The sequence below is a fragment of the Sorangium sp. So ce117 genome (genome assembly GCF_051524395.1).
GTDB lineage: Bacteria > Myxococcota_A > Polyangia > Polyangiales > Polyangiaceae > Sorangium > Sorangium cellulosum_B.
Genome location: NZ_CP150309.1, coordinates 5412796 through 5434113 on the forward strand (window position 1 = coordinate 5412796; position 21318 = coordinate 5434113).

Consider the following 21318-nt stretch of genomic DNA (forward strand, 5'->3'; position numbering starts at 1 on the left):
GGCACTCTCTGCGACCCGCCTTCTCGCGCACCGAGCGGCAGCGCCCCCACAGCTCGTGTCTCCCCGTGTTGCCCTCCAGGTTCCATGCAGTGCCTGGCGAGCGGCCAAGCCGTGAATTGCCTGTTCCAAGGACAACCGACCTTCCGGCCGGCCATCGATCGGCATTGACCGGCCGGTGAGACTCGCACGTGGCTCATCCGCCGCCGCCTTGATGACAGCTTCGCAAAATGTTGCAAGCGATGCAGATGCGATGCAGACCGCGCAAACAATTCAATTCGCAAAATCTTGCGGCCGATCCGTGTGTGACGCAGTTGTTGCGGACCACGCAAACAATTGCAAAAACCTCAACCATGAACGCGCTGCCGGCAGCCCGCATCCCATGTCCGAATCACGAAATCGTCGCCTTCACGTCTTGACACGCATGCGTGAGCGGCGGACCATGGATGGATATTTGTCTTGGGCTTTTGCAGCGACTCACGCCGCACCTCGCCTCGTACCCAGCGCTCATGACCGTGGGGCCACACGACTCTGGCCTTGCGCGCGGCGAAGCCTTGCGCGGCGAACCACAACACCTGTCACGGAGAACCTTTGCATGAGAGATAAAATGAAGATACTCAGCGCCCTGTGCGCTGGTCTGGCGGGCGCCCTCGCGGCCTCGTGCGGCGCCGAACCCGGCGGCGCGGGCGACGACGGCGACGAGAGCGTGGCGCGCGCCGCGCAGGAACTATCGACCGAAGGACAGGTGTGCACCACCGTCCAGCGCGGCGCCGGACCAGCGGGCGTGGCCGACGTCGTGCTCTGGCAGAACGCGCCGACGTGGAACGACGGCGCGAACGTGGCGCTCAGCTCGGGGACGAGCGCGAGCGGCGGGATCCGGCGCAGCTTGCTCCGGTTCGACCTCTCCAGCCTCCCATCGAACGCCGAGGTCGTGTCGGCGAACCTGTCGCTCTCGCAGATCTACAAGGCGGACACCAGCACGGTCCGCGTCCACCGCGTCACGAGCGCCTGGGCGGAGTCCACCGCGACCTGGGGGAGCTTCGGAGAGTCCTTCGATCCAGCGATCGCCGCGTCGTTCACCGGCGGCGGGGCGGCCGGCGTCCGCTCCTCCGACCTCACCGCGCTCGCGCGCGCGTGGGTGAGCGGCGAGGCCGAGAACCACGGCGTCCTCATCGAGGAAGATCCGGTCGTGAGGAGCGAGTTCAAGAGCAGCGAGCGGCCGGAGATCGCGAGCCGGCCGAAGCTCGACGTCTGCTACGTCACGTGCGACGACGGGATCCAGAACGGCAGCGAGAACGGCGTCGATTGCGGGGGCCCGTGCGCGCCCTGCGGCGGCGAGTCGTTCGAGGGGCCGCCGGGCGGGAGCCCCGTCGACCTCGAGGGGACCGGCGCGACCTACGGCTGGTCGGTCGGCGATCTCGACGAGCTGCCCGAGGCCGTCGCGCGGAAGGGCACGAACGAGCCGTGCACGACCGGCGAGGACTGCCAGTTCGACCAGCACTGCGACAACCCCGCGCAGGGCGCGTGCGCACACGATCCGTGCGCGACGGGCGACTCGCTGCTGTCGACGTGCAGCGGCTGCGTCACGAAGGTCTGCGACGCCAACCCGAACTGCTGCACGCAGACGGCCGTACCGAGCGATTGCGCGCACGACGCCTGCGTGGCGGCTCCCGGCGCCGCGACCAACATGAACACGACCTGCGGCGACGCGTGCATCGCGACCATCTGCGCGAACCATCCGCGCTGCTGCGACATCACGTGCAGCACGACGGCGCAGTGCACTGCGATGATCGGCACGGGCAGCACCTGCGTCTTCCCAGGCCGCTGCACCGCGCCCGGCGGCGTATGTCCCCCGGGAACTATCTTGCAAGGCGGCAGGTGCACGGGGATCTGGAGCGCGACCTGCGCGGGCTATGTCGACACCGAGTGCGCCCCCAAGACGTGCAGCTCGGTCGCCCCGCAATGGGACGCGAGCTGCGTCGCCCTGGCCGGGTCGTTATGCGGCTCCAGCTGCGAGACCGATCCGGACTGCGCGCACGACAAGTGTTACCCCGGCGAGCGGCTGAACGCGGGCTGCAACTCGTGCGTGGCGCAGGTCTGCGATGTGTCGCCGAGCTGCTGCGCGCCGGGCGGTGCGTGGACGCAGAGCTGCGTCGACCTCGTGGAGAGCGTTTGCGGCGAGACCTGCCCGGAGCAGGGCAGCTGCAATGCCTACCTGCCGGGCGAGACGAACCCCGAATGCTCCCTCCCGGACCTCACGATCGGCGTGCCCTGCGGCGGGACGATCCCCGTCTGCAACCGCGGCACCACGCAGGCGCCCGCGGGCATCGCCATCCACCGGTATGCTTCCACCGCAAACCAGCTGCCGTCCTCCGCCCCGAGCCGGATCCTCGACGCGTGCAACCCGACGGGCGGCACCCTCGCCTGCACGACGACAGCGCCGATCGAGCCGGGCGAGTGCATCAGCGTGGCGGGCTGCACGGGCGTGGCCGACGGCATGGAGCTCATCGTGAATCCGCCGGGCGCGGGGCAGATCGCCGAGTGCCAGTGCGGCAACAACGGGAGCGTCTATCAATCGGGTGAGTGCGGGTCGCCCGCCTGCACCGCCACGGCCAGCGCCGCGCAGGTCAGGCCGGTCACGTTGTTTGTGGCGCTCGATCGATCCACCTCGATGCGGCGGAATCTGAGCTCATCGTTTGACGACACGATCAACGATCGATGGATTCCGGCCACGAACGCCCTCAAGGCCTTCTTCCAGGATCCAGCGTCGGCGGGGCTCGGCGTCGCGTTCCGGTTCTGGCCGCACGATAACCCGGGCCCTTGCAACGACACCCCTTCCTGTCCGCCTGCCGGCGGCGGCGGCTGCGCGCTGCCGCTCGTCCCGTTCAACGGCGCCGCGGCCGACAGGTTGACCGAGGCGGCTGCGGCGATGGGGGACCAGCAAGAGATCAAGCTCCTGCAGGCCTTCATCAACTTCCCGACGCCCACCGGCGACACGCCGATGTATCCGGCGCTGGACGGCGCCACGACCTGGGCGATCAACTACAAGAACGCCCATCCCGAGGAGGAGGTCGCCGTCGTGTTCCTCACCGACGGCGTCCCGTCGAGCTGCAACACCGTCCCCAACGCCATCGGAAACCTGGCGCGAAACGCCTTCGTGAACCACGGCGTTAGAGTGCACGCGGTGGGCTTCGGCAACTCGAACACGACGCTCATCAACCTCATCGCGGATCAAGGCGGAGGACAGGCGTTCAACCTCATCGCTGGCCCGACGCTGCAAGCTAGCCTCCTCGATGCGCTGGTCTCGATCCGCGGAGAGGCGCTGCCCTGCGACGTCGCCGTCCCCATCGCGGGGGTCTTGGATCCCGCGTCGGTGTCCGTCGTCTACGAGAACGCCGCCGGCGTGGAGACGACGCTCACGCCGCGGGCCGGGGTCGGCAGCTGCGGCGCGGGGGGCTGGTACTTCGATTCCGGAAACACGAACGTGAAGCTCTGCCCGCAGACCTGCTCCACCATCCGCGAGAACCCCGGGGGCAAGGTCCAGGTGACCGTCCCGTGCGTTGCCGAGGCCCTCTCGCCCATCACCACGACCTGGGAGCGCTACCACGGCGTCTGCCCGTCGGGGACCAAGGCCCGGTGGGAATACCTCACGTACAGCACGACCACGCCGGGCGACTCGAGCGTCGAGTTCTTCGTGCGCTCGGCCGACGACACCGCCGATCTCGGCGCAGCGGCCGTGACGCTCGCCGCGACCGCCCGCGCGACGCCGGCCGATACCCAGGTGTGCAACGACACCTCGACGCCGTCGTGCGCCGTCGATCTCGGCGCGCTGCCGGGAGCGCAAGCGGATTACCTCGAGCTCCAGCTGACGCTGAATCCGACGAGCGACGGCGCAGGCGGAGTTCAGGTGCAGGACTGGGAGATCGGGTATTCGTGTCCTGACGTGGAATGAGCCTGGACACGTTCGCGACCCCTCCGGTGTCGGCTCACCTCTTCCTGCCCCCACGCTGAGGCGCGGCCGCGCGGCGCGCCCCGTAGACCGCTCGTAGATCCTCCGCGATCTCCCGGAGCCGCGCCCGCAGCGCCGCCGGATCGAGCACCTCGACGCCCCTGCCCAGCCCGACGATCTGCGAGATCGCGATCGACTCCCGCTCGAAGTCGACGGTCACGACGCTCGTCCCCTCGCGCCCGCACGTCCCCCGCCCCCACCGCTCATGCTCGCCGCCGGGCCGGACCCGCCGGAGCGCCTCTTCCCCCTCCCCGGTCACGCGCAACGTCACCACGTAGCTCGCCCTCTGCTCCGCGAACCGCCGGCTCAAGGCCTTCCAGCATGCCGCCAGCTCGAACCCCTCCGGCCTGGCAAACACCGCGTCGAGGAGCCGCGCGCCCGCCACCCGCGCTCCCCGGAAGATGCTCGGCCCCCGCTCCGTCCCGGCGACGAGGTACCAGCGGTCGGCCTTGATCACGAGGCCATACGGCTCCACCACCCGCTCGCTCGCTTCCCCGTCGAAGTCCCGGTACGCGAGCCACACCTTGCGATCCTGCCAGACCCCCTCGCGCAGGACGTCGAGGTGCGGCACCACCTCCCTGCCCTGGAACCACCCCGACGCGTCCACGTGGAGCCGCTGCCGCGCGTGCTCGGCCAGCGACCGGTGCACGGCCGGCAGCGCCGCCGACAGCTTGATCAGCCCGCTCTCCAGCGCCGCCGAGAGCCCGATGTCAGCCAGCGCCCCGGGCGCGGCGACCGCCGCGAGCGCCTGCACCTCGGGCTGCGTCAGCCCGGTCAGGCTCGTTTGCCACCCCTCCGCCAGCGAGATCCCGCCGCTCGGGCCGCGCTGCGCATAGACGGGCACGCCCGCGGACGACAGCGCGTCGAGGTCCCGGTAGATCGTCCGCGCCGAGACCTCCAGGCGGCGCGCCAGGTCCTCGGCCGTCAGCTGCCGGCTCTTCGCCCGCTGCAGGAGCAACATCAAGCTGAGCAGCCGATCCGCGCGCATGACCGTCCGTGGCTCCCGACCCCGAAATGACCTGCCCGCGAGGCTACGCGCAATTCATGACAGGAGACGTCAGGAATTGTCCCGTAGCGTCCCAGGACGACCGGAGCAGGCCGGAATGCAAGGGCGCGCGCGACGCAGGAGCCCGCGCGCCCGCCGAGCCGCCGGTCCCCAAGGAGGAGACACCATATGAGACCGCTCGAAGGACAGGTCGCCCTCGTCGCCGGAGCCACGCGCGGCGCGGGGCGCGCCATCGCATGCTCGCTCGGCGAGGCCGGCGCCACGGTCTATTGCACAGGACGCAGCGTCCGCGGCCGGCCCGCCACGGGCCAGCGCCCCGAGACCATCGAGGAGACCGCCGAGCTCGTGGGCGCGGCGGGAGGGCGCGGCGTCGCCGCGCAGGTCGACCACACCGTCGAGGAGCAGGTCGAGGCGCTCTGCGCCCGGATCCGGCAGGAGCAAGGGCGGCTCGACGTCCTTGTCAACGACGTGTGGGGCGGCGATGAGCTCACCGAGTTCGGCCAGCCGTTCTGGAAGCTCTCCCTGCCCAGCGGGAAGGTCCTGCTCGAGCGGGCCGTCACCTCGCACATCATCACGAGCCGCCACGCGGTGCCGCTCATGCTCGAGCGCGATCGCGGCCTCATCGTCGAGATCACCGACGGCGACCACTTCGGCTACCGCGGCAACCTCTTCTACGACCTGGCGAAGATGTCGGTCATCCGGCTGGCCTTCGCCATGGCCTGGGAGCTGCGACGCCACCCCGCCATGACGGCGCTCGCGGTGACGCCCGGCTTCCTGCGCTCGGAGGCCATGCTCGACCACTTCGGCGTCACGGAGGCGAACTGGCGAGACGCCGCCGAGAAGGACCCGCACTTCATCGAATCGGAGACCCCGTTCTACGTGGGCCGCGCCGTCGCGGCGCTCGCCGCCGATCCGCGCGTCGCGACGAAGTCCGGCCGCGTGTTCAGCTCGTGGGATCTCGCGAGGGAGTACGGGTTCGCCGACGCCGACGGCCGGAGGCCCCACTGGGGCGAGTACTTCGAGCGGCACCTCGGCCGGTACAACAGGGCCGGCGAGGCGGCCTATGCGAGCTGGTTCAACGGCCCGATGGAGCTCGCGTGCCCCGACTGGCCCAAGGAGTGAACGGGGCGGCGGCCGCAGGGGCGGCGCGGCCGCCTCAGTGGGCGTAGGGCTCGCCGCGAAGCAGGGTCATCGCGCGGTAGAGCTGCTCGATCAGCACGAGCCGCGCGAGGCGGTGCGGGAACGTGAGCGACGACAGGCTCCACCGGTCGTCCGCCGCGGCGGACACGTCGGGCGGCAGCCCGTCCGCGCCCCCGATCAGGAACGCGACGACCCCCTTGCCGCGCGAGCCCCAGCGCTCGACGCCGGCCGCGAACGCCTCGCTGCCGAGCGCCTTGCCGCCCACCTCCATGGCGATGACGTTCGCCCCCGCCGACGCGCGCGCAAGGAGCGGCCCGACCTTCGCCGGCGGGCCGTCCTGGATCTCGATCTCGTCGCACGCCACGTAGCGGCGGATGCGGCCGAGGTACTCGTCCATCGCCGCGCGCAGCGGCTTGTCCTTCACGCGCCCGACGGCGGCGACGACGAGTCGCACGGCGCGCTCAGCTCGGATCGAACCGCGGGGCGGGCTGCGCCCCCGGCGGCAGGATCTCCTCCGGGACCGGGACGCGCCCCGCGTCGATCCAGAGCCCTTCGATGTCGTAGAGGCGGCGCGTATCCTCCTGGAACACGTGCACGACCACGTCGCCGAAATCGATGAGCACCCAGGTCGCCGCGGCGAGGCCCTCCATCGAGAGCGGCGCGAGCTTCTGCTTGCGCACCGCCTCCTCCAGCCCCGTCGCGATCGCGTGGACGTGCCTGTCGGAGCGGCCGGTCATGATCACGAGGTAGTCCGCGTAGTCGACGCGCCCCACGACCTCGAGGATCTCGACGCCGATCGCCTTCTTGTCGAGCCCCGCCGCGGCCAGCGTCAGCGCGAGCTCACGCGCCGGGGCCGAAGGCTCGGGGACGGGCGGCGGCGTGCTCCGGCGCGAGCCGGCGCGCTTCGGGCCCGCGAGCGGCGACTTGGCGCGCGCGGGCGACCGCCCCGCGAGCGGCAGCGCCGCCTTCGCGCCGCCCTCGCCGCCGCCACGCGCGGCCCGCGGGGCCGGCGCGTCGCCGTCGTCGCGCGACGGACGCCGCGCCCTCGAGGCCGGCCGATCCGCCGGGATCGGCCGCGCCGCGCGCTCCAGCGGCTCCGCCTCGCCGCCCGCGCGGCGCGCGCGGACCACCTTCTTCGCGCCGGGCTCGCCGACGCCCGCGTGGGAGGCGCGGATCCGGGGCGACGCCGGCCGCTTCGGCTTCGCCGCGGACGACGCTCGACCGGCCGCGCCCGCCTTGGCCGTGGTCGCCTTCTTCCGCGCCGGCGCGCGCGGCTCCGCGCCCTCGCTCGCCTTCGACCCCGACTTCGCCCGCGGCTTGCCGCTCCCCGCGCCTGCGTCCTTCTTGCTCGCCAACGTTCTCTCGCTTTCTTGCGCCCGGTCGATGACCGGCGCCACTCGTCTCGCCCGCGTCAGCGGGTCTGGCCCTCGCCGTACGCGATCCACTTGAGCGTCGTCAGGCTCGCGAGCCCCATCGGCCCGTAGGCGTGGAGCTTCGTCGTGGAGATGCCGATCTCCGCGCCGAGGCCGAGCTCGCCGCCGTCGTTGAACCGGGACGACGCGTTCACGAGCACGCAGCTCGCGTCGACCTCGCGCAGGAACCGCTGCGCGTGGTCGTAGCGGGGCGTGCAGATCACCTCGGTGTGCATCGAGCCGTAGCGGCCGATGTGCTCGATCGCCTCGTCGAGCGACCTCACGACCCGGACCGCGAGGATGGGCGCGAGGAACTCCCGCCCGTAGTCGTCCTCCGCGGCCTTGCGCGCCGACGGCACGAGCGCGCAGGTGGCGGCGTCGCCGCGCAGCTCGAGCCCGCGCTCCGAGAGGGCGGCCACGCGCCCGAGCAGCGGCGCCGCGACGCTCTCGTGGACGAGCAGGCACTCCAGCGCGTTGCAGACGCCGGGGCGCTGGAGCTTGCCGTTCTCGACGAGGCGGCAGGCCATCTCGACGTCACAGCCGGCGTCGGCGTAGAGGTGGTTCACGCCCTTGTAGTGCTGGATCACGGGGACGCGCGCGTTCTCGGCCACGAACCGGATGAGCCCCTCGCCGCCGCGCGGGATGGCCAGATCGATCATGCCGGTCAGGCCGAGCAGGATCCGCGTGGCCTCGCGGTCGAGCGAGGGGACCATCTGCACGGCGTCGGCCGGCAGCCCGACCGAGCGCAGCGCGTCCGAGATCAGCTCGCCGAGGGCCGCGTTCGAGCGCGCCGCCTCCTTGCCGCCGCGGAGGATCGCGGCGTTGCCGCTCTTCAGGCAGAGCACGGCGGCGTCGACCGTCACGTTGGGGCGCGACTCGTAGATCATCGCGATCACGCCGAGCGGGACGCGCACCTGCCCGACGAGGAGCCCGTTCGGCCGCCGCTCCATCCCGACGACTTGCCCGACCGGATCGCTGGCGGCGGCGACCTCGAGCACCGCGCCGGCGATCGCCGCGAGCCGCGCCTCGTCGAGCACGAGCCGGTCGACGAGCGCCTCGGAGACGCCGGCGGCGCGCGCCGCGGCCACGTCCTCGGCGTTCGCGGCCAGCACCGCGGAGCGCTTGCCCTCGCCGGCCTCGGCGCGCAGCCGCTCGGCGATGGCGCGCAGCGCGCGATCCTTCTGGGCCCTGTCCAGCGGGGCGAGGGCGCGGGCAGCCGTCCGGGCGCGCTGGCAGAGCGCGCGAAGCGTGCCCTCTAGATCGATGTTGCTCTGTTCCACAGCGGGAACCTAGCTCGCCTCCCTGCGCGGGCCAACCGTTCTCCTGCGCGTCCATGCTAGCGTACCCGCCGTGTCCGGCGATCTCCGAAGCTCGAGCCAGGCGTCCTTCGCACCCCGCTCCCGAGACGCCCGCCGCGCCCGCACAGGGAGCGCCGCTGCCCGCCCGCCGCGCCTCGCGGCGCTCCTGGCGGGGGCGCTCCTCGCCGTGATCGCGCCGGCGTGCCGCGGCTCGGACGCAGGCGCGGACGCGCCCGCCACGGCGAGCACGGGCATCCCCCTCGCGGCGCCGGGCGCGCTGGGGGCGCCGCTCGACGCGCCGCCGGCGGCCCCCTCCGTCCCCTCCTCGCCGTTCGCCGATCCGGAGGGGCTCCAGGTCCCGCCCGATCCGGCCGGCCCTCCCGAAATACCGCCGTATCGTGCTCCTCCCGGGAACACCGGGGGGAGCGGAGTGGAGCTATGACACGCGCCCGCCACGCCTCGCCGATCGCCGCGCTCGCCGCGATCCTCGCCGCGCACCTCGCCGCGGCGTGCTCCTCCGCCGCGCCGAAGCCGCTCCCGCCCGGTCCGCCGCCCGAGTACGAGCGCCCGCGCGTGTACGACGGCGGCGTCGGCGACGCGCCGGCCGCGCCGTCGGATGAGCCGGAGGCAACGGATGCGACCGACGCGACGCCGGGCGCGCCGCTGCTCGCCCCGTCGCCGGGCGCGCCGCCCGCGTCCACGCAGCCGCCGCCCACCACGCCGCCGCCGCCGCCCACGCAGCCGTAGCGCCGTGCGCCGCGAGCGGGCGTGCGGCGAGCGCCTCGCCGCGCGACTCTGGCGGATCCAGCCCCGCCATGCTAGCGGCAGCCATGCTCTCACCCCGGCGGGACTTCGTCGTCATCCTCGATTTCGGCTCTCAGTACACGCAGCTCATCGCCCGGCGCGTGCGCGAGTCTGGCGTCTACTGCGAGATCCACCGCTTCGACGTGCCCGTCGCCGAGCTGCGCCGGCTCGCCCCGCGGGCGCTCATCCTCTCGGGCGGCCCCGCCAGCGTGTACGGAGACAACGCTCCCCGCTGTTCCCGGGAGGTGCTGGAGCTCGGCGTCCCGACGCTGGGCATCTGCTACGGGCTCCAGCTCATGGCGTATCACCTCGGCGGCAAGGTCGAGCGCGCGCACGCCGGGGGCGAGTACGGCCCCGCGGCGGTGCGCGTCGAGCGCCCGACGGGCATCTTCTCGCGCTTCGCCGAGGGCGACTCCATCGACGTCTGGATGAGCCACGGCGATCGGCTCACAGCGATGCCGGAGGGGTTCGTGTCGCTCGGCACCACGACCGGCAGCCCGCTCTGCGCCGTCGCCCGCGAGCGCGACAAGCTCTACGGCCTCCAGTTCCACCCCGAGGTCGTCCACACGCCGCGCGGCAAGGAGATCCTCCAGTCCTTCCTGTTCGACGTCGCCGGCCTGTCGCCGACCTGGACGCCCGCGTCGTTCGTGGAGGAGGCGATCGCCGCGGTCCGCGAGAAGGCCGGGCCGAGCGACCGCGTCATCCTGGGCCTCTCGGGCGGGGTCGACTCCTCGGTCGCCGCCGTGCTCTGCCAGCGCGCCCTCGGCGACCGGCTGACATGCATCTTCGTCGACAACGGCCTGCTTCGCGAGGGCGAGGCGGAGAGCGTCGAGCGGACCTTCCGCGGCCACTTCCACATGAACCTCGACGCCGTCGACGCGTCGGCGCGGTTCCTCGATGGGCTGCGCGGCGTCGTGGATCCCGAGCAGAAGCGCAAGGTGATCGGCCGCCTCTTCATCGAGGTGTTCGAGGAGGAGGCGAAGCGGGTCCAGGGCGCGAAGTGGCTCGTCCAGGGCACGCTCTACCCCGACGTGATCGAGAGCGTCTCGTTCAAGGGGCCGAGCGCCGTCATCAAGAGCCACCACAACGTCGGCGGCCTGCCCGAGCGGATGAACCTCGGCCTGATCGAGCCCCTGCGGGAGCTCTTCAAGGACGAGGTGCGGGCCGCCGGCGAGGCGATGGGCATGCCGCGGGACATCCTGTACCGCCAGCCGTTCCCCGGCCCGGGGCTCGCGGTGCGCTGCCTCGGCGAGGTGACGCCGGAGAAGCTCCGCGTGCTCAGGGCGGCCGACGTCATCTTCGACCAGGAGATCCGCGCCGCCGGGCTCTACGAGTCGCTCTGGCAGAGCTTCTGCGTGCTCCTCCCGGTGCGCTCCGTGGGCGTGATGGGCGACGAGCGCACCTACGACGAGGCGATCGCGCTCCGCGCGGTGCACTCGACCGACGGGATGACGGCCGACTGGGCGCGGCTGCCCTACGACCTCATCGCCCGGGTCAGCTCGCGCATCATCAACGAGGTGCGCGGGGTGAACCGCGTGGTGCTCGACGTGTCCTCGAAGCCGCCCTCGACGATCGAGTGGGAGTGACGATGGCCAGCGCGAGCGCGAAGCGGACGCGCGCCACGGCGGCGCTCCTGATGCTCGGGCTGTCGGCGTGCGTCGCGCGGGCTCCGGCGACGGTCTCGCTGCGGGTGAAGGGGAACGTGCCCGACGCGTCGGTGACCATCGACGACCAGTACATCGGCGCGCTCGCTTACGTCGCCGCCCACGGCGTCGCGCTGCCGCCCGGCGCGCACCGGATCACCGTGGAGAAGGCCGGCTACTTCGCCTGGGACCGCCTTGTCGAGGCCAGGAGCGGCGCCCCGCCGATCCACCTCCAGGTGCAGCTCACGCCCGTGCCGGATTGACGATCTCGCGGGGCTGGCACCGGCCGGCCCTGGCGCAGCCGCCCCCCTCACCGGGGCGCACGCGCGAGAGCACAGGACGAAATCATCTCCACGCGGTCTCCGTAATCCATGGGGTGGATGCACGCGGCATCCATCCCGATCTCCACTTTACGGGGGACCGAATCATGCCGAATCGGAGCAGTCCGAAGGCGCGCGTGACGAAGACGCGCGCGCCTTCGATGAACAAATCAGCGCGGCGCGCCCGCCGGTGCGCCATCCTCGAGGTGTGCGGCCCCGAGAGCTGTCGTCCGGGAGGCCGCCTGTTTCACGCCCTGTGCGATCTCGCCGATCGCTTCCTGCAACGCCGGGGAGATCCGCGGGCGATGCAGCTGGGCACCGTGCTGTTTTATGTCGCGTTCCACAGCGCTCGAGCCGCCGAGGACGACGACTTCCGCCTCTCCCTCCGGACCTCTCTGGACATGCTCGTGGAGCTCGAGCCGGTCGAGCGCTGGCTCCGGCCGTCGCCGGCGTTCGATGTGCCATCCGGACGGCCTGCGCCGCGCCCCTACCCCACCTGCGCCGGCGCGGAGATCCCGGCGCCACGAGGCTCCGGATGACGCCGCCGCGTTCCTCGCCGTCCGCGCCGCCGTCCGCGCCGGCGCGCCCGTCGTTCGAGACGGTCTATGCCGTGGGCTTGCCGTTCCTTCATCACGCGCTCCGCTGGCTGGGTGTCTCGGTGAACGATCTGGACGACATGCTCCAGGAGGTCTTCCTCGCGGCCTATCGTGGCCTGGCCAGCTACGAGCCATGGCGTTTCCACGCGGCCCCTGCGGGCGGGCTCGCCGCGGCAGGACCGCCGCCCCTTCGCATCACGCCCGAGGCGGCGCTGCATCGATGGCTGTTCGGCATCGCATGGAGAAAGACGAGCCACTACCACGCGCGCGCTCACCGGCGTCGCGAGATCCCCTCCGGGGCCGGCGTGTCCTGGCCGTTCGACGGGCGCGCCCCGGCGCCGACGCCCGAGCAGTCGCTCGCGGGCGCGGACCGCGCCGAGATCGTGACGGCGCTGCTGCTCAAGATCGCGCCCGAGCGGCGCGTGATCCTCGTCATGTACGATCTCCTCGGCGTCGCGGTGGCCGACATCGCCGGCGAGCTCTCGCTCAACGAGAACACGGTCCGCTCCCGCCTGCGCCTCGCCCGCGAGGACTTCCGCGCCGCCGTCGCGCGTCAGTCGGCCGAGCGCCGCAGCGCCCTGTGCGCTCTCACCGCGTCGGAGCGCCCCCTCCACACGAGCGCCGCAACCATGCTCCACACCGTGCGCGCGTTCCCTCCCGTCCCCGCGCCCGCTGCACGCGCGCTCTGGCGCCGCCTCCAGCAGCGGATCGACGAGCGCGCTGCCATTGCCAGGACCGCCCCGCCGGCGCCGTGGTAAGGACCAGCGAGCCAGCGCCACCAACGCACAGCCGATAGGGACAGAACGCAACACACACGGCGCCGCACACACCCACGCGACTACGCGACTACGCGACGGCGGACGGCACACACGGTAAACGGTAAGACGAGAGCGAAAAATACGAAGCGGGCGACCCCACTGACAGCTTGACGCCCCCGCACGTTTGTGTAGTCTCCGCCGCCCTCGCAGAGAAAGTCCTACGATCATGGCCAATACTCCGAAGTGGAATGTCCGTCTGCGTCACGAATGGCTCGCCACCCCGCTCAAGAAGAAGCGCCTGAAGCGCTGCCAGAAGGCGCGGATCGGCCTGCTCGATGCGGAGCAGCGCAAGGCTGCCAAGCAGAAGCCCGTCCAGGTCGAGCAGCCCGCGAGCTGACCGGCTGACCACCGTTACGCACCGCGCGACATTTGCCAGCCCGGCCGCGCGAACACCTCGACATCACGTGCCGATCGCGGTTCCGCAGGTCGGCGCCCTCGCGCGGCGCGATCCGTGGTAGCGTCGCCTCGCGGTGTTCGCCCGCGCGTTGGCGACGACTCGTCGATCCTCGCCTCTGGTGAGGTTCGACCCGGATCCATGGGAGCGAGGCCCTGAGCGTGTCGGATTCGAGCTTTTCGCCCGGTCGCTCGGGCACCCCTGCCGTGCCTTCGTCTCGCTCTGCAGGGGGCGAGGAGGGCGACGGACCCACCCGCGTCATGAGCGACACGGAGCGGCAGGCCGCGCTTGCCGCCGTGCGCGGAGCGCAGGCCGCGGCCGCCGCCGCTGCGGTCACCTCTACGACCGCGGAGACGGTTCGCCCTCCACCGCCCCCTCCCTCCGCGTCGGGCGCGGAGGCGCACGAGCTGGCCGCCGAGACGGTCCGCCCCGCTGCGCTCCCCAAGGGGCTCGCAGCGGCGGCTGCGCATGACGCGACCGCCGACACGGTCCGTCCACCCGCTCCTCCCACGGGGAGCACGGCGGACGGGCAGCCGGCGGAGGCGGACCCGCTCGTCGGCACCACGGTGGCAGGCGCGTACCACGTCATCCGCCTGCTCGGCGAAGGCGGCATGGGCCGCGTCTACGAGACGCTCCACACCCGCATCCCGGGCAAGCGGTTCGCGCTGAAGACGCTCCACCCCGAGCTCGCCCAGCAGCCCACCGTCCTCGCGCGGTTCCAGCGCGAGGCCGAAGCCTCAGCGTCGATCCGGAGCCCGCACGTCGTCGAGATCTTCGACGTGAACCGGCTGAGCGACGGCCGGCCGTGCATCATCGCCGAGTACCTGGATGGCAAGGGCCTCGACGGGCTCCTCGCGGGGTCGGGAGGGCGGCTGCCGGCGGGCGCCGCGGTGCGGATCGCGCGCGAGGTGTGCGACGGCATCGCGGCCGCGCACGCAGCGGGCATCGTTCACCGGGACATCAAGCCGGAGAACATCTTCCTCACGGGCGACCCTGCATGTCCGACCGTGAAGGTCCTCGATTTCGGCATCTCGAAGACCTCCGCGCCGTCCACGCTCACGAGGACGGGCATGGTGCTCGGAACGCCGGCGTACATGGCCCCGGAGCAGGCGAAGGGGGACGAGATCGACCCTCGAGCCGACATCTACGCCGTGGGCGCGGTCCTCTACCACGCGCTCACCGGGCAGCGTCCCTTCGAGCGCAGCGACCCGACGGCAGTGCTCCTCGCGGTCATGACGGAGGAGCCGCCGCCGCCGCGATCGCTGAACCCGGACATCCCGCCGGGCCTGGAGGCCGTCGTCCAGCGCGCCATGGCGAAGCAGAGAGAGGACCGCCACGCCTCGATGGGCGAGCTCGCCAGCGAGCTCGCGCCCTACGAGGAAGCGGGCGCGCCCGGGCCGCCCAGCGCTCGCGCGTCGCTCGCTCGCGCGTCCGTCGTGCTCGGGCGGCCTTACGCGCTCTCGCACGCCTTTGGCCTTCCCGGCTCGGCATCGTCGGAGGCGTACCTGACGCGGCAGATGGTCTTCCTCGCGGTGAGCCTCGGCCTCGGGTGGCTCGGCGCGGGCCTCGTCAGCTGCCTCGCCGGCTTCGCGCGCGCCGCGCGCGGCGACGCCGCCGCGCTATCGGGCCAGGGCGCCACCCTGCTCACGCTCGGGATCCTGTGCGCCCTGTTCGGCGTCGGGTTGCTCGGCGGCTTCTATGTCTTCCGGCGTGTCTGGCGGGACGACGCCCGGATGAGCGCGCTCGCGCCGCGGCTCACGACGCCCGTCGTGATCGCCCTCGTGGCCTACGGGTCGGCGTCGCTGCTCGTGCGGCTCGTCGAGGCCGTGCTCCTGCAGCGCGCCATCGGCATCGCATGGCCGGTCTGGGATGCGCTGCTCTTCCTCATCAGCGTGCTCGCCGCGGGCGCTGCCGCCCTGTTCCAGTGGCGAGGACAGCGGCGATGAGCCCGCAGCCAGGCCGCCGGACGCGAGCCACGGGCCGCTGTCCGGGCGTGTGTTAGGGGGAGCAGGCCATGCCAGCGCAGGCACCTGGGACGAGCGCCCGCCAGGCCAGCAGCCCCGACAGAGCGGGCACACAGGCGGGAACAACCACCGTGCTCGGCGCAGGCGGCAACGCCTCGGGCTCGCGCGCCTCCCTGCTGGCGCGGACGCCGCCCGCGGCGCTCTGGTTGGTCACGGGCGCGGCTGCGCTCGTGGCCGTCGTGTTCGCCGCGGCGCTGCTGCGCGACGGCGTCTCGCTCTCCCGGCTCGAGGCGGCCTCGCTCGCAGAGCGCGCGCCGCCGTCGAGCCCCGGCCTCCGGCGTCCGGTCGCGCCGCGACCCTCCGATGCTGTCCCCGCCGACGAGCTCGCCACAGCGGCCGCGGGCGGCGTGCTCGCGCTGGAGGCGCTCGCCTCGCGCTACCCGAAGGATCCGGCGATCTTCCGCGCGCTGATGCTGCGCCACGCGCTCCCGCCGCCTTACCACGCCGCCGCGCTCGCCGCGGCGAAGCGGCTGCTGGAGCTCGATCCGGGGGCGGCGGCCGACGACGACGTGAAGCGCATCGTCTCGAGCGCCGCCGGCGGACCGCCCGAGGCGGCCTCGGCCGCGCTCGACCTGATGGCGAGCGGCATGGGGAGCCACGGGGCGGATCTGCTCTACGAGCTCGCGGTGGGCAGCTCCGCGCTGAAGGAGCGCGCCGCGAAGCGGCTCGCGGAGGCCGCGGTCCTGGGGCGGGCGACGCCCGCGCTGCGCATCGCCCACGAGCTCCGGATCGCGCCCTCCTGCAAGGCGAGGCAGGCCTTGCTGGCGCGCGCGACGACCGATGGCGATCGGCGCGCCGTCGATGTCCTCGCGCCGCTCGTCACCAGCAAGGGCAAGGGGTGCGGCTTTCTGGGCATGAGCCGGTGCGCGGCGGCGTGCGCCTCGATCGCGGGAGAGATCAAGGCGGCGATCCAGGCGATCGAGGCGCGCACAGGGCCATCGCCCCGGGCGGCCGACGCGCCTGCGAGCCGATGACCGCGCCTGCGAGCCGATGACCGCGCCTGCGAGCCGATGACCGCGCCTGCGAGCCGATGACCGCGCCTGCGAGCCCATCGCCTCACGCTCGAATCGATGACGTTGACCGAGGGTTGCGCAGGTGGGAGCCTTGCCATAATAGGGCTCAACTCATGTACGTTCCTGCTCAACCCTGGTCTCCGGATTCATGGCGTGAACGGTTCAACGCTGCGCCGCTCCCCTATGACGATCCCGACGCCGTCCAGGTGGCCGTCGAGAAGCTCCGGGCGCTGCCGCCGCTCGTGACCTCGTGGGAGGTCGAGCGACTCAAAGGCTATCTGGCCGAAGCGCAGCTCGGCCGCCGGTTCGTGCTCCAGGGGGGAGACTGCGCGGAGACGCTCGACGACTGCCGCCCGAACATCGTCACGAACAAGCTCAAGATCCTGCTCCAGATGTCGCTCGTGCTGGTGCACGGCGCCCGCCGGCCGGTGGTGCGCCTCGGGCGCTTTGCCGGGCAGTACGCCAAGCCGCGCTCCAGCCCCGTCGAGACGCGCGATGGCGTGAGCTTGCCCAGCTATTTCGGGGATCTCATCAATCGCGCTCCGTTCGACGCCTCCGCCCGGCTCCCCGATCCAAACCTGATGATCGCGGGATACCAGCACGCGGCGATCACCCTGAATTTCATCCGTTCCCTGTCGGAGGGCGGCTTCGCCGATCTGCACCACCCGGAGTACTGGGACCTGAGCTTCCTCGAGCGGGCGGATCTGCCCGCGGAGCTGCGCGAGCGATACCAGCGGATGACCGAGCAGGTCGGGGAGGCCCTTCGGTTCATGGAGGCGCTCGCGGAGGTGCCGGTCGCGGAGCTCTCTCGGGTCGAGTTCTTCACGAGCCATGAAGGGCTCAACCTGCACTACGAGTCCGCGCAGACGCGGAAGGTCGCGCGCCGGCCTGGCTTCTACGACCTGACGACCCACCTGCCCTGGATCGGCGAGCGCACACGGCAGCCGGACGGCGCGCACGTCGAGTTCTTCAGCGGCGTGGAGAACCCGCTGGGCATCAAGCTCGGCCCGAAGACGCTCCGCGATGACGTCATCCGCCTCCTCGATCGGCTCAACCCGGCGGACGAGCCGGGCAAGATCGTGCTCATCGTGCGCATGGGCGCGGGCCGCGTGCGCGACGGGCTCCCGCCGCTCATCGAGGCGGTGCGGTCCGCGGGGCGCAAGGTGCTCTGGATGTCCGACCCGATGCACGGCAATACCCAGACGACGTCCAGCGGGATCAAGACACGGAATTTCGAGGATATCCTCACCGAGATCGAGGGGAGCTTCGAGGTGCACGAATCCATGGGATCTCACCTCGGCGGCGTCCACTTCGAGCTCACGGGCGACGATGTCACCGAGTGCGTCGGGGCGGGGCTCACGGAGTCCGATCTCGACCAGCGCTACGCCAGCCTGTGCGATCCGAGGCTAAACTACCGCCAGTCGCTCGAGATGGCGTTCCGCATCGCCCACCGCATGGCGGAGGCCTCCCGGCGCGCGAAGGGCTGAGTCGGGGGCAGGAGTCTCCTGCTGGCGTTCCGTCGAGACTGCTCAATGAACTATCGCAGGGGGTAGTTCGCCATGCAGACCATCTCGACGGAACAGGGTGAGAGCCGACAGGGCGGAGAGCAAGCCGCGACGGATGCCTCGCACGAGTGCCCGCAGCGCTCCGGCGCCAGCCCCACGCTGCTCGAACATTTCCTGCCTGAGGCCGATATCGTCATGAACCACGCGATCGTGGTGATGGCGCCACCGGAGGTGACGTACGCCACGCTGAAGAGGGTGGATTTCGCGAGGAGCCGCTCTCTCCTCCTGCGCGCGGTCTTCGCGCTCCGCCTGGCCGCCGTGCGGCGCGCCCGGCGCAGGCTCCGCCTCGCGCCGCTCCCGGCGCGCGTGCGGATGTCGCTCCAGAACATCGAGGATTACGGCCAGTCCAAGCTTGCCGAGAAGGAGGGCTCCGAGATCGTCATCGGCTCGATCGCGCGCCTGTTCAACGTGCAGAGCCTGTTCACGAGGCGGACCGCCGCCGAGTTCAAGTCGTTCGACTGCCCGGGTCACTTCAAGGCGGCGGCGAGCTTCATCGTGATGCCCTACGGACAGCGCCGGACGCTGCTCGCCTACGAGACGCGCATCCGCGCGACCGACACGCGGACGAGGCGGCGGCTGTTCCTCCTGGACGCGCTGACGGCGCCGCTCGGGAGGCTCGTCATGCGCCGGATGCTCCGCGTCGTCGCCAGGGTCGCCAACTACCAGTGCGCGGCGCCGGCGCATCATCATCGCCAGCAGGCCACGTAGCGCGATCACTGGCGATCCGTCGAGACTACCCCAATGGATCACCGCAGGGGGTAGTTCGCCATGCAGACCATATCGAGAGAACAGGGTGCGCTCCGGCAGGGAGCGGGACAGGCCATGACGGGCGCCTCGTCCCAGGGCCAGCAGCGCTCCGGGGCGTGCCCCACGCTGCTCGAGTACTTCCTGCCGGAGGCCGATATCGTCGCGAACCACGAGATCGTGGTGATGGCGACGCCGGAGGTGACGTACGCCGCGCTGAAGCGGCTGGATCTGGCGAGGAGCCGCTCTTTCCTGCTGCGCGCGGCCCTCGCGCTCCGCGTGGCCGAGATCCGGCGCGCCCGGCGCCGGCTCCGCCTCGCGCCGCTGCCCGCGCGCGCGCGGATGACGCTCCTGAACGTCGAGGATTACGGCGAGATCAAGCTGGCAGAGCAGGAGGGCTCCGAGATCGTCATCGGCTCGATCGGGCGTCTGAAGAACGCAGAGAGCCTGTTCACGAGGCGGACTCCCGCCGAGTTCAAGGCGTTCGATTGCCCCGGGCACATCAAGATGGTGGGGGGCTACATCGTGACGCCCTACGGCGAGCGCCGGACGATGCTCTCGTACGAGCTGCGGATCCGCGCGACCGACACGCGGACGCGGCGGGGGCTGTTCTTCTGGGACGCCCTCCTGAGGCCCCTCAACAGGTTCCTCATCCCCCAGATGCTCCGCGACATCGCGAGGGCCGCCGAGCGCCAGTGCGCCGAGCCGACGTACCGCCAGGCCACGTAGTAGTCCCCTCGGTGTGCCGGGCGCGGGCCGCAGGCCGCGCGCCGGCCACGAGCGGGCGCGCGCGGCTCGCGCCCCCGCCGGGGGCGCTGCCGGGGCGCGCCTTGCGCCGCGGCCCTCGCTCGTGCACCCTACGCGGCGAAGGAGGCCCGCCATGCACCCCATTGCATCGACGAGCCTCGGCCTGACGCGCCGCTGAGCGCGCCGGCGAGGCTCACATCCCCGAGTTCATCTCGCGTGTCGCTGGAACTGCGCGGCCGACGCGTAGGTGCGTCGCCGCGCTCTCGGGAGCATGGCATGGGCAAAGATCGATCGCGGAGCCGCGAACGCGCGCGCTCCGTCGTGGATGCAGGTTCGTTGTTCGGTGGGACGGCGGCGCGGAGCGCGCAGCGCAAGGAGCGCCAGCTCTGCCGTCAGGTGCAGGAGGCGGTGAGCGACGCGCTCGCCGCGCTGCGCGACGACGTCCTCCAGGACGTCTGGGTGATGGGTGTGGAGCCGGCGCCCGACGCCAGCCGGCTCGCGGTGGTCGTGCAGGTCAGGCCTGGCACGCCGCCGGAGGTGGCGGCGGCGCGGCTGGAGAAGGTGGCGGGCTACGTGCGCGCGGAGGTCGCGGGGGCGATCACCCGCAAGCGCGCGCCGACGCTCGCGTTTCAGGTGCTGCCGCCGGAGGGAGAGCCGTGAGCGCGCGCATCTCCGCGTGGCTCCCGGACGGCGCGAGCGCGGCGCTCAGCGCGTCGCTCTCGCGGCTCGCGCGCACCGACGACGTCGCGCACATCGCGGTCATGCCCGACGCGCACGTGGCCGACGAGGTGTGCGTCGGCACGGTGACCGCCACGACCCGTCGCCTCTTGCCGGCGGCGGTCGGCGGCGACATCGGCTGCGGCATGGTCGCGCTGCGGCTCCGCGCGGACGCCGCTCTGCTCGCGGATCGCGATCGCGCGGCGCAGCTCCTCTCCGCGCTGCGCGGCCGCGTCCCGCACCTGCTGCGCCCGGCCGCCGGCGCCCCGCCGCTGCCCGGCGATCTCGCCGAGGCGCGGCTCGGCGCGCCTCGCCTCGAGGCGATGAAGCACCGCGAGGGCCGGATGGAGCTGGGTACGCTCGGCCGGGGCAACCATTTCCTGGAGGTGCAACGCGACGAGGAGGGCGCGCTGTGGCTGCTCCTCCACAGCGGCTCGCGCGCCATGGGCCCGGCGATCCGGCAGCACCACGAGGCGCTCGCGGCGCGGGATCCGTCGGGCGTCCGCTTCCTCGACGCCGACAGCGAGGCCGGGCGCGCGTACCTCGATGATGCAGCCTGGGCAGCGAGGTACGCGCGGGCGAGCCGCGCGCGGATGGTCACCGAGGCCCTTTCGCTCTTCGCCGAGCTGTTCGGCGTCGACGCCGACGCGTCGTCGCGCATCGAGATCGATCACAACCACGTCCGGCGCGAGGAGCACGGCGGACGCGCGCTGTGGGTGCACCGCAAGGGCGCCATGGGGCTCCGCGAGGGGGAGCCCGGCGTCGTGCCCGGGTCGATGGGGAGCCCGAGCTTCCACGTCGAGGGGCGCGGCCACCCCGAGGCGCTCGGCTCGTCAGCGCACGGCGCCGGGCGCGCGCTGCCGCGGGGCGAGGCGCGCCGCCGCATCGGCGCGCGGCAGCTGCTGCGCGAGGCCGAGGGCGTGTGGTTCGATCACCGCATCGCGGACCGGCTGCGCGACGAGGCGCCCTCGGCCTACAAGGACATCGGCGCGGTCATGCGGGCGCAACGCGACCTCGTGCGCGTCGTCCGCCGGCTCTGGCCGGTGCTCGTCTACAAGGCGCCATGAGCGG

20 protein-coding genes are annotated in these 21318 nt (G+C 72.3%); 16 read left to right on the forward strand and 4 right to left on the reverse strand.

Features of this window, described 5'->3' with window-relative positions:
* Positions 1 to 604 precede the first annotated feature (604 nt).
* Complete coding sequence (locus WMF46_RS20110; RefSeq protein ID WP_437987084.1) at positions 605 to 3949, forward strand: DNRLRE domain-containing protein; 3345 nt, start codon at positions 605 to 607, stop codon at positions 3947 to 3949.
* Positions 3950 to 3983: 34 nt separating this feature from the next.
* Here WMF46_RS20110 and WMF46_RS20115 read toward each other — a convergent pair whose 3' ends face one another.
* Entirely contained in the window at positions 3984 to 4994 is a 1011-nt protein-coding gene (locus tag WMF46_RS20115; protein ID WP_437987085.1) for a helix-turn-helix transcriptional regulator, read from the reverse strand.
* 186 nt (positions 4995 to 5180) lie between these two features.
* On the opposite strand from WMF46_RS20115, the gene WMF46_RS20120 reads away from it, so the two are divergent.
* Positions 5181 to 6134 (forward strand): SDR family oxidoreductase, encoded by a 954-nt coding sequence (locus WMF46_RS20120; protein WP_437987086.1) that lies wholly within the window; start codon positions 5181 to 5183, stop codon positions 6132 to 6134.
* Between the two features lie 34 nt (positions 6135 to 6168).
* On the opposite strand, the gene WMF46_RS20125 is transcribed toward WMF46_RS20120, so the two are convergent.
* The 3 genes from WMF46_RS20125 to WMF46_RS20135 are packed head-to-tail and all read right to left on the reverse strand — an operon-like array spanning position 6169 to position 8844.
* The gene (locus WMF46_RS20125) at positions 6169 to 6606 is read right to left on the reverse strand and encodes a 23S rRNA (pseudouridine(1915)-N(3))-methyltransferase RlmH (protein ID WP_437987087.1); all 438 of its coding nucleotides are present in this window, start codon (positions 6604 to 6606) and stop codon (positions 6169 to 6171) included.
* Between the two features lie 7 nt (positions 6607 to 6613).
* Positions 6614 to 7507 carry a ribosome silencing factor gene (rsfS, locus tag WMF46_RS20130; protein ID WP_437987088.1) on the reverse strand — a complete coding sequence of 298 codons (894 nt, stop codon included), beginning with the start codon at positions 7505 to 7507 and terminating at the stop codon, positions 6614 to 6616.
* A 56-nt stretch (positions 7508 to 7563) separates the two neighbouring features.
* Positions 7564 to 8844: a glutamate-5-semialdehyde dehydrogenase gene (locus WMF46_RS20135; protein WP_437987089.1), complete on the reverse strand. Its 1281-nt coding sequence runs from the start codon at positions 8842 to 8844 to the stop codon at positions 7564 to 7566.
* Positions 8845 to 8914: 70 nt separating this feature from the next.
* On the opposite strand from WMF46_RS20135, the gene WMF46_RS20140 reads away from it, so the two are divergent.
* From WMF46_RS20140 to WMF46_RS20205, 14 genes are all read left to right on the forward strand, one after another.
* Positions 8915 to 9304, forward strand: coding sequence for a hypothetical protein (locus tag WMF46_RS20140; protein ID WP_437987090.1), 390 nt, complete (start codon positions 8915 to 8917; stop codon positions 9302 to 9304).
* Complete coding sequence (locus WMF46_RS20145) at positions 9301 to 9609, forward strand: hypothetical protein (protein WP_437987091.1); 309 nt, start codon at positions 9301 to 9303, stop codon at positions 9607 to 9609. The genes WMF46_RS20140 and WMF46_RS20145 overlap by 4 nt, the downstream gene beginning before the upstream one ends.
* Before the next feature lie 68 nt (positions 9610 to 9677).
* Positions 9678 to 11252 carry a glutamine-hydrolyzing GMP synthase gene (guaA, locus tag WMF46_RS20150; RefSeq protein ID WP_437987092.1) on the forward strand — a complete coding sequence of 525 codons (1575 nt, stop codon included), beginning with the start codon at positions 9678 to 9680 and terminating at the stop codon, positions 11250 to 11252.
* 2 nt (positions 11253 to 11254) lie between these two features.
* Complete coding sequence (locus WMF46_RS20155) at positions 11255 to 11572, forward strand: PEGA domain-containing protein (RefSeq protein WP_437300722.1); 318 nt, start codon at positions 11255 to 11257, stop codon at positions 11570 to 11572.
* 218 nt (positions 11573 to 11790) lie between these two features.
* Positions 11791 to 12168 (forward strand): hypothetical protein, encoded by a 378-nt coding sequence (locus WMF46_RS20160; RefSeq protein ID WP_437987093.1) that lies wholly within the window; start codon positions 11791 to 11793, stop codon positions 12166 to 12168.
* On the forward strand, positions 12165 to 12983 hold the full coding sequence (locus tag WMF46_RS20165) for an RNA polymerase sigma factor (protein WP_437987094.1): 819 nt from the start codon (positions 12165 to 12167) through the stop codon (positions 12981 to 12983). The genes WMF46_RS20160 and WMF46_RS20165 overlap by 4 nt, the downstream gene beginning before the upstream one ends.
* Before the next feature lie 226 nt (positions 12984 to 13209).
* Positions 13210 to 13380: a hypothetical protein gene (locus WMF46_RS20170; RefSeq protein ID WP_012236312.1), complete on the forward strand. Its 171-nt coding sequence runs from the start codon at positions 13210 to 13212 to the stop codon at positions 13378 to 13380.
* A gap of 317 nt (positions 13381 to 13697) precedes the next feature.
* The gene (locus tag WMF46_RS20175; protein ID WP_437987095.1) at positions 13698 to 15383 is read left to right on the forward strand and encodes a serine/threonine-protein kinase; all 1686 of its coding nucleotides are present in this window, start codon (positions 13698 to 13700) and stop codon (positions 15381 to 15383) included.
* A gap of 149 nt (positions 15384 to 15532) precedes the next feature.
* Positions 15533 to 16435, forward strand: a complete 903-nt coding sequence (locus WMF46_RS20180; protein ID WP_437987096.1) for a hypothetical protein — start codon at positions 15533 to 15535, stop codon at positions 16433 to 16435.
* Positions 16436 to 16587: 152 nt separating this feature from the next.
* A complete protein-coding gene (locus WMF46_RS20185) occupies positions 16588 to 17961 on the forward strand; it encodes a 3-deoxy-7-phosphoheptulonate synthase class II (RefSeq protein ID WP_437987097.1) in 1374 nt (457 codons plus the stop codon).
* A 72-nt stretch (positions 17962 to 18033) separates the two neighbouring features.
* Positions 18034 to 18747 (forward strand): hypothetical protein, encoded by a 714-nt coding sequence (locus WMF46_RS20190; protein ID WP_437987098.1) that lies wholly within the window; start codon positions 18034 to 18036, stop codon positions 18745 to 18747.
* Positions 18748 to 18861: 114 nt separating this feature from the next.
* Entirely contained in the window at positions 18862 to 19512 is a 651-nt protein-coding gene (locus WMF46_RS20195; RefSeq protein ID WP_437987099.1) for a hypothetical protein, read from the forward strand.
* Positions 19513 to 19866: 354 nt separating this feature from the next.
* Complete coding sequence (locus WMF46_RS20200; RefSeq protein ID WP_231864927.1) at positions 19867 to 20190, forward strand: ribosome-binding factor A; 324 nt, start codon at positions 19867 to 19869, stop codon at positions 20188 to 20190.
* The gene (locus WMF46_RS20205; protein WP_437987100.1) at positions 20187 to 21314 is read left to right on the forward strand and encodes an RtcB family protein; all 1128 of its coding nucleotides are present in this window, start codon (positions 20187 to 20189) and stop codon (positions 21312 to 21314) included. The genes WMF46_RS20200 and WMF46_RS20205 overlap by 4 nt, the downstream gene beginning before the upstream one ends.
* The last annotated feature ends 4 nt before the right edge of the window (positions 21315 to 21318 follow it).

Excerpts from the sequence above, each read along its gene's own strand:
- WMF46_RS20185 (WP_437987097.1), top strand. The coding sequence starts at position 16,588 with ATGTACGTTCCTGCTCAACCCTGGTCTCCGGATTCATGGCGTGAACGG.
- WMF46_RS20110 (WP_437987084.1), top strand. The coding sequence starts at position 605 with ATGAAGATACTCAGCGCCCTGTGCGCTGGTCTGGCGGGCGCCCTCGCG.
- WMF46_RS20190 (WP_437987098.1), top strand. The coding sequence starts at position 18,034 with ATGCAGACCATCTCGACGGAACAGGGTGAGAGCCGACAGGGCGGAGAG.
- WMF46_RS20195 (WP_437987099.1), top strand. The coding sequence starts at position 18,862 with ATGACGGGCGCCTCGTCCCAGGGCCAGCAGCGCTCCGGGGCGTGCCCC.
- WMF46_RS20170 (WP_012236312.1), top strand. The coding sequence starts at position 13,210 with ATGGCCAATACTCCGAAGTGGAATGTCCGTCTGCGTCACGAATGGCTC.
- WMF46_RS20165 (WP_437987094.1), top strand. The coding sequence starts at position 12,165 with ATGACGCCGCCGCGTTCCTCGCCGTCCGCGCCGCCGTCCGCGCCGGCG.
- WMF46_RS20155 (WP_437300722.1), top strand. The coding sequence starts at position 11,255 with ATGGCCAGCGCGAGCGCGAAGCGGACGCGCGCCACGGCGGCGCTCCTG.
- WMF46_RS20120 (WP_437987086.1), top strand. The coding sequence starts at position 5,181 with ATGAGACCGCTCGAAGGACAGGTCGCCCTCGTCGCCGGAGCCACGCGC.
- WMF46_RS20175 (WP_437987095.1), top strand. The coding sequence starts at position 13,698 with ATGAGCGACACGGAGCGGCAGGCCGCGCTTGCCGCCGTGCGCGGAGCG.
- WMF46_RS20115 (WP_437987085.1), bottom strand. The coding sequence starts at position 4,994 with ATGCGCGCGGATCGGCTGCTCAGCTTGATGTTGCTCCTGCAGCGGGCG.
- WMF46_RS20160 (WP_437987093.1), top strand. The coding sequence starts at position 11,791 with ATGAACAAATCAGCGCGGCGCGCCCGCCGGTGCGCCATCCTCGAGGTG.
- WMF46_RS20145 (WP_437987091.1), top strand. The coding sequence starts at position 9,301 with ATGACACGCGCCCGCCACGCCTCGCCGATCGCCGCGCTCGCCGCGATC.
- guaA (WP_437987092.1), top strand. The coding sequence starts at position 9,678 with ATGCTAGCGGCAGCCATGCTCTCACCCCGGCGGGACTTCGTCGTCATC.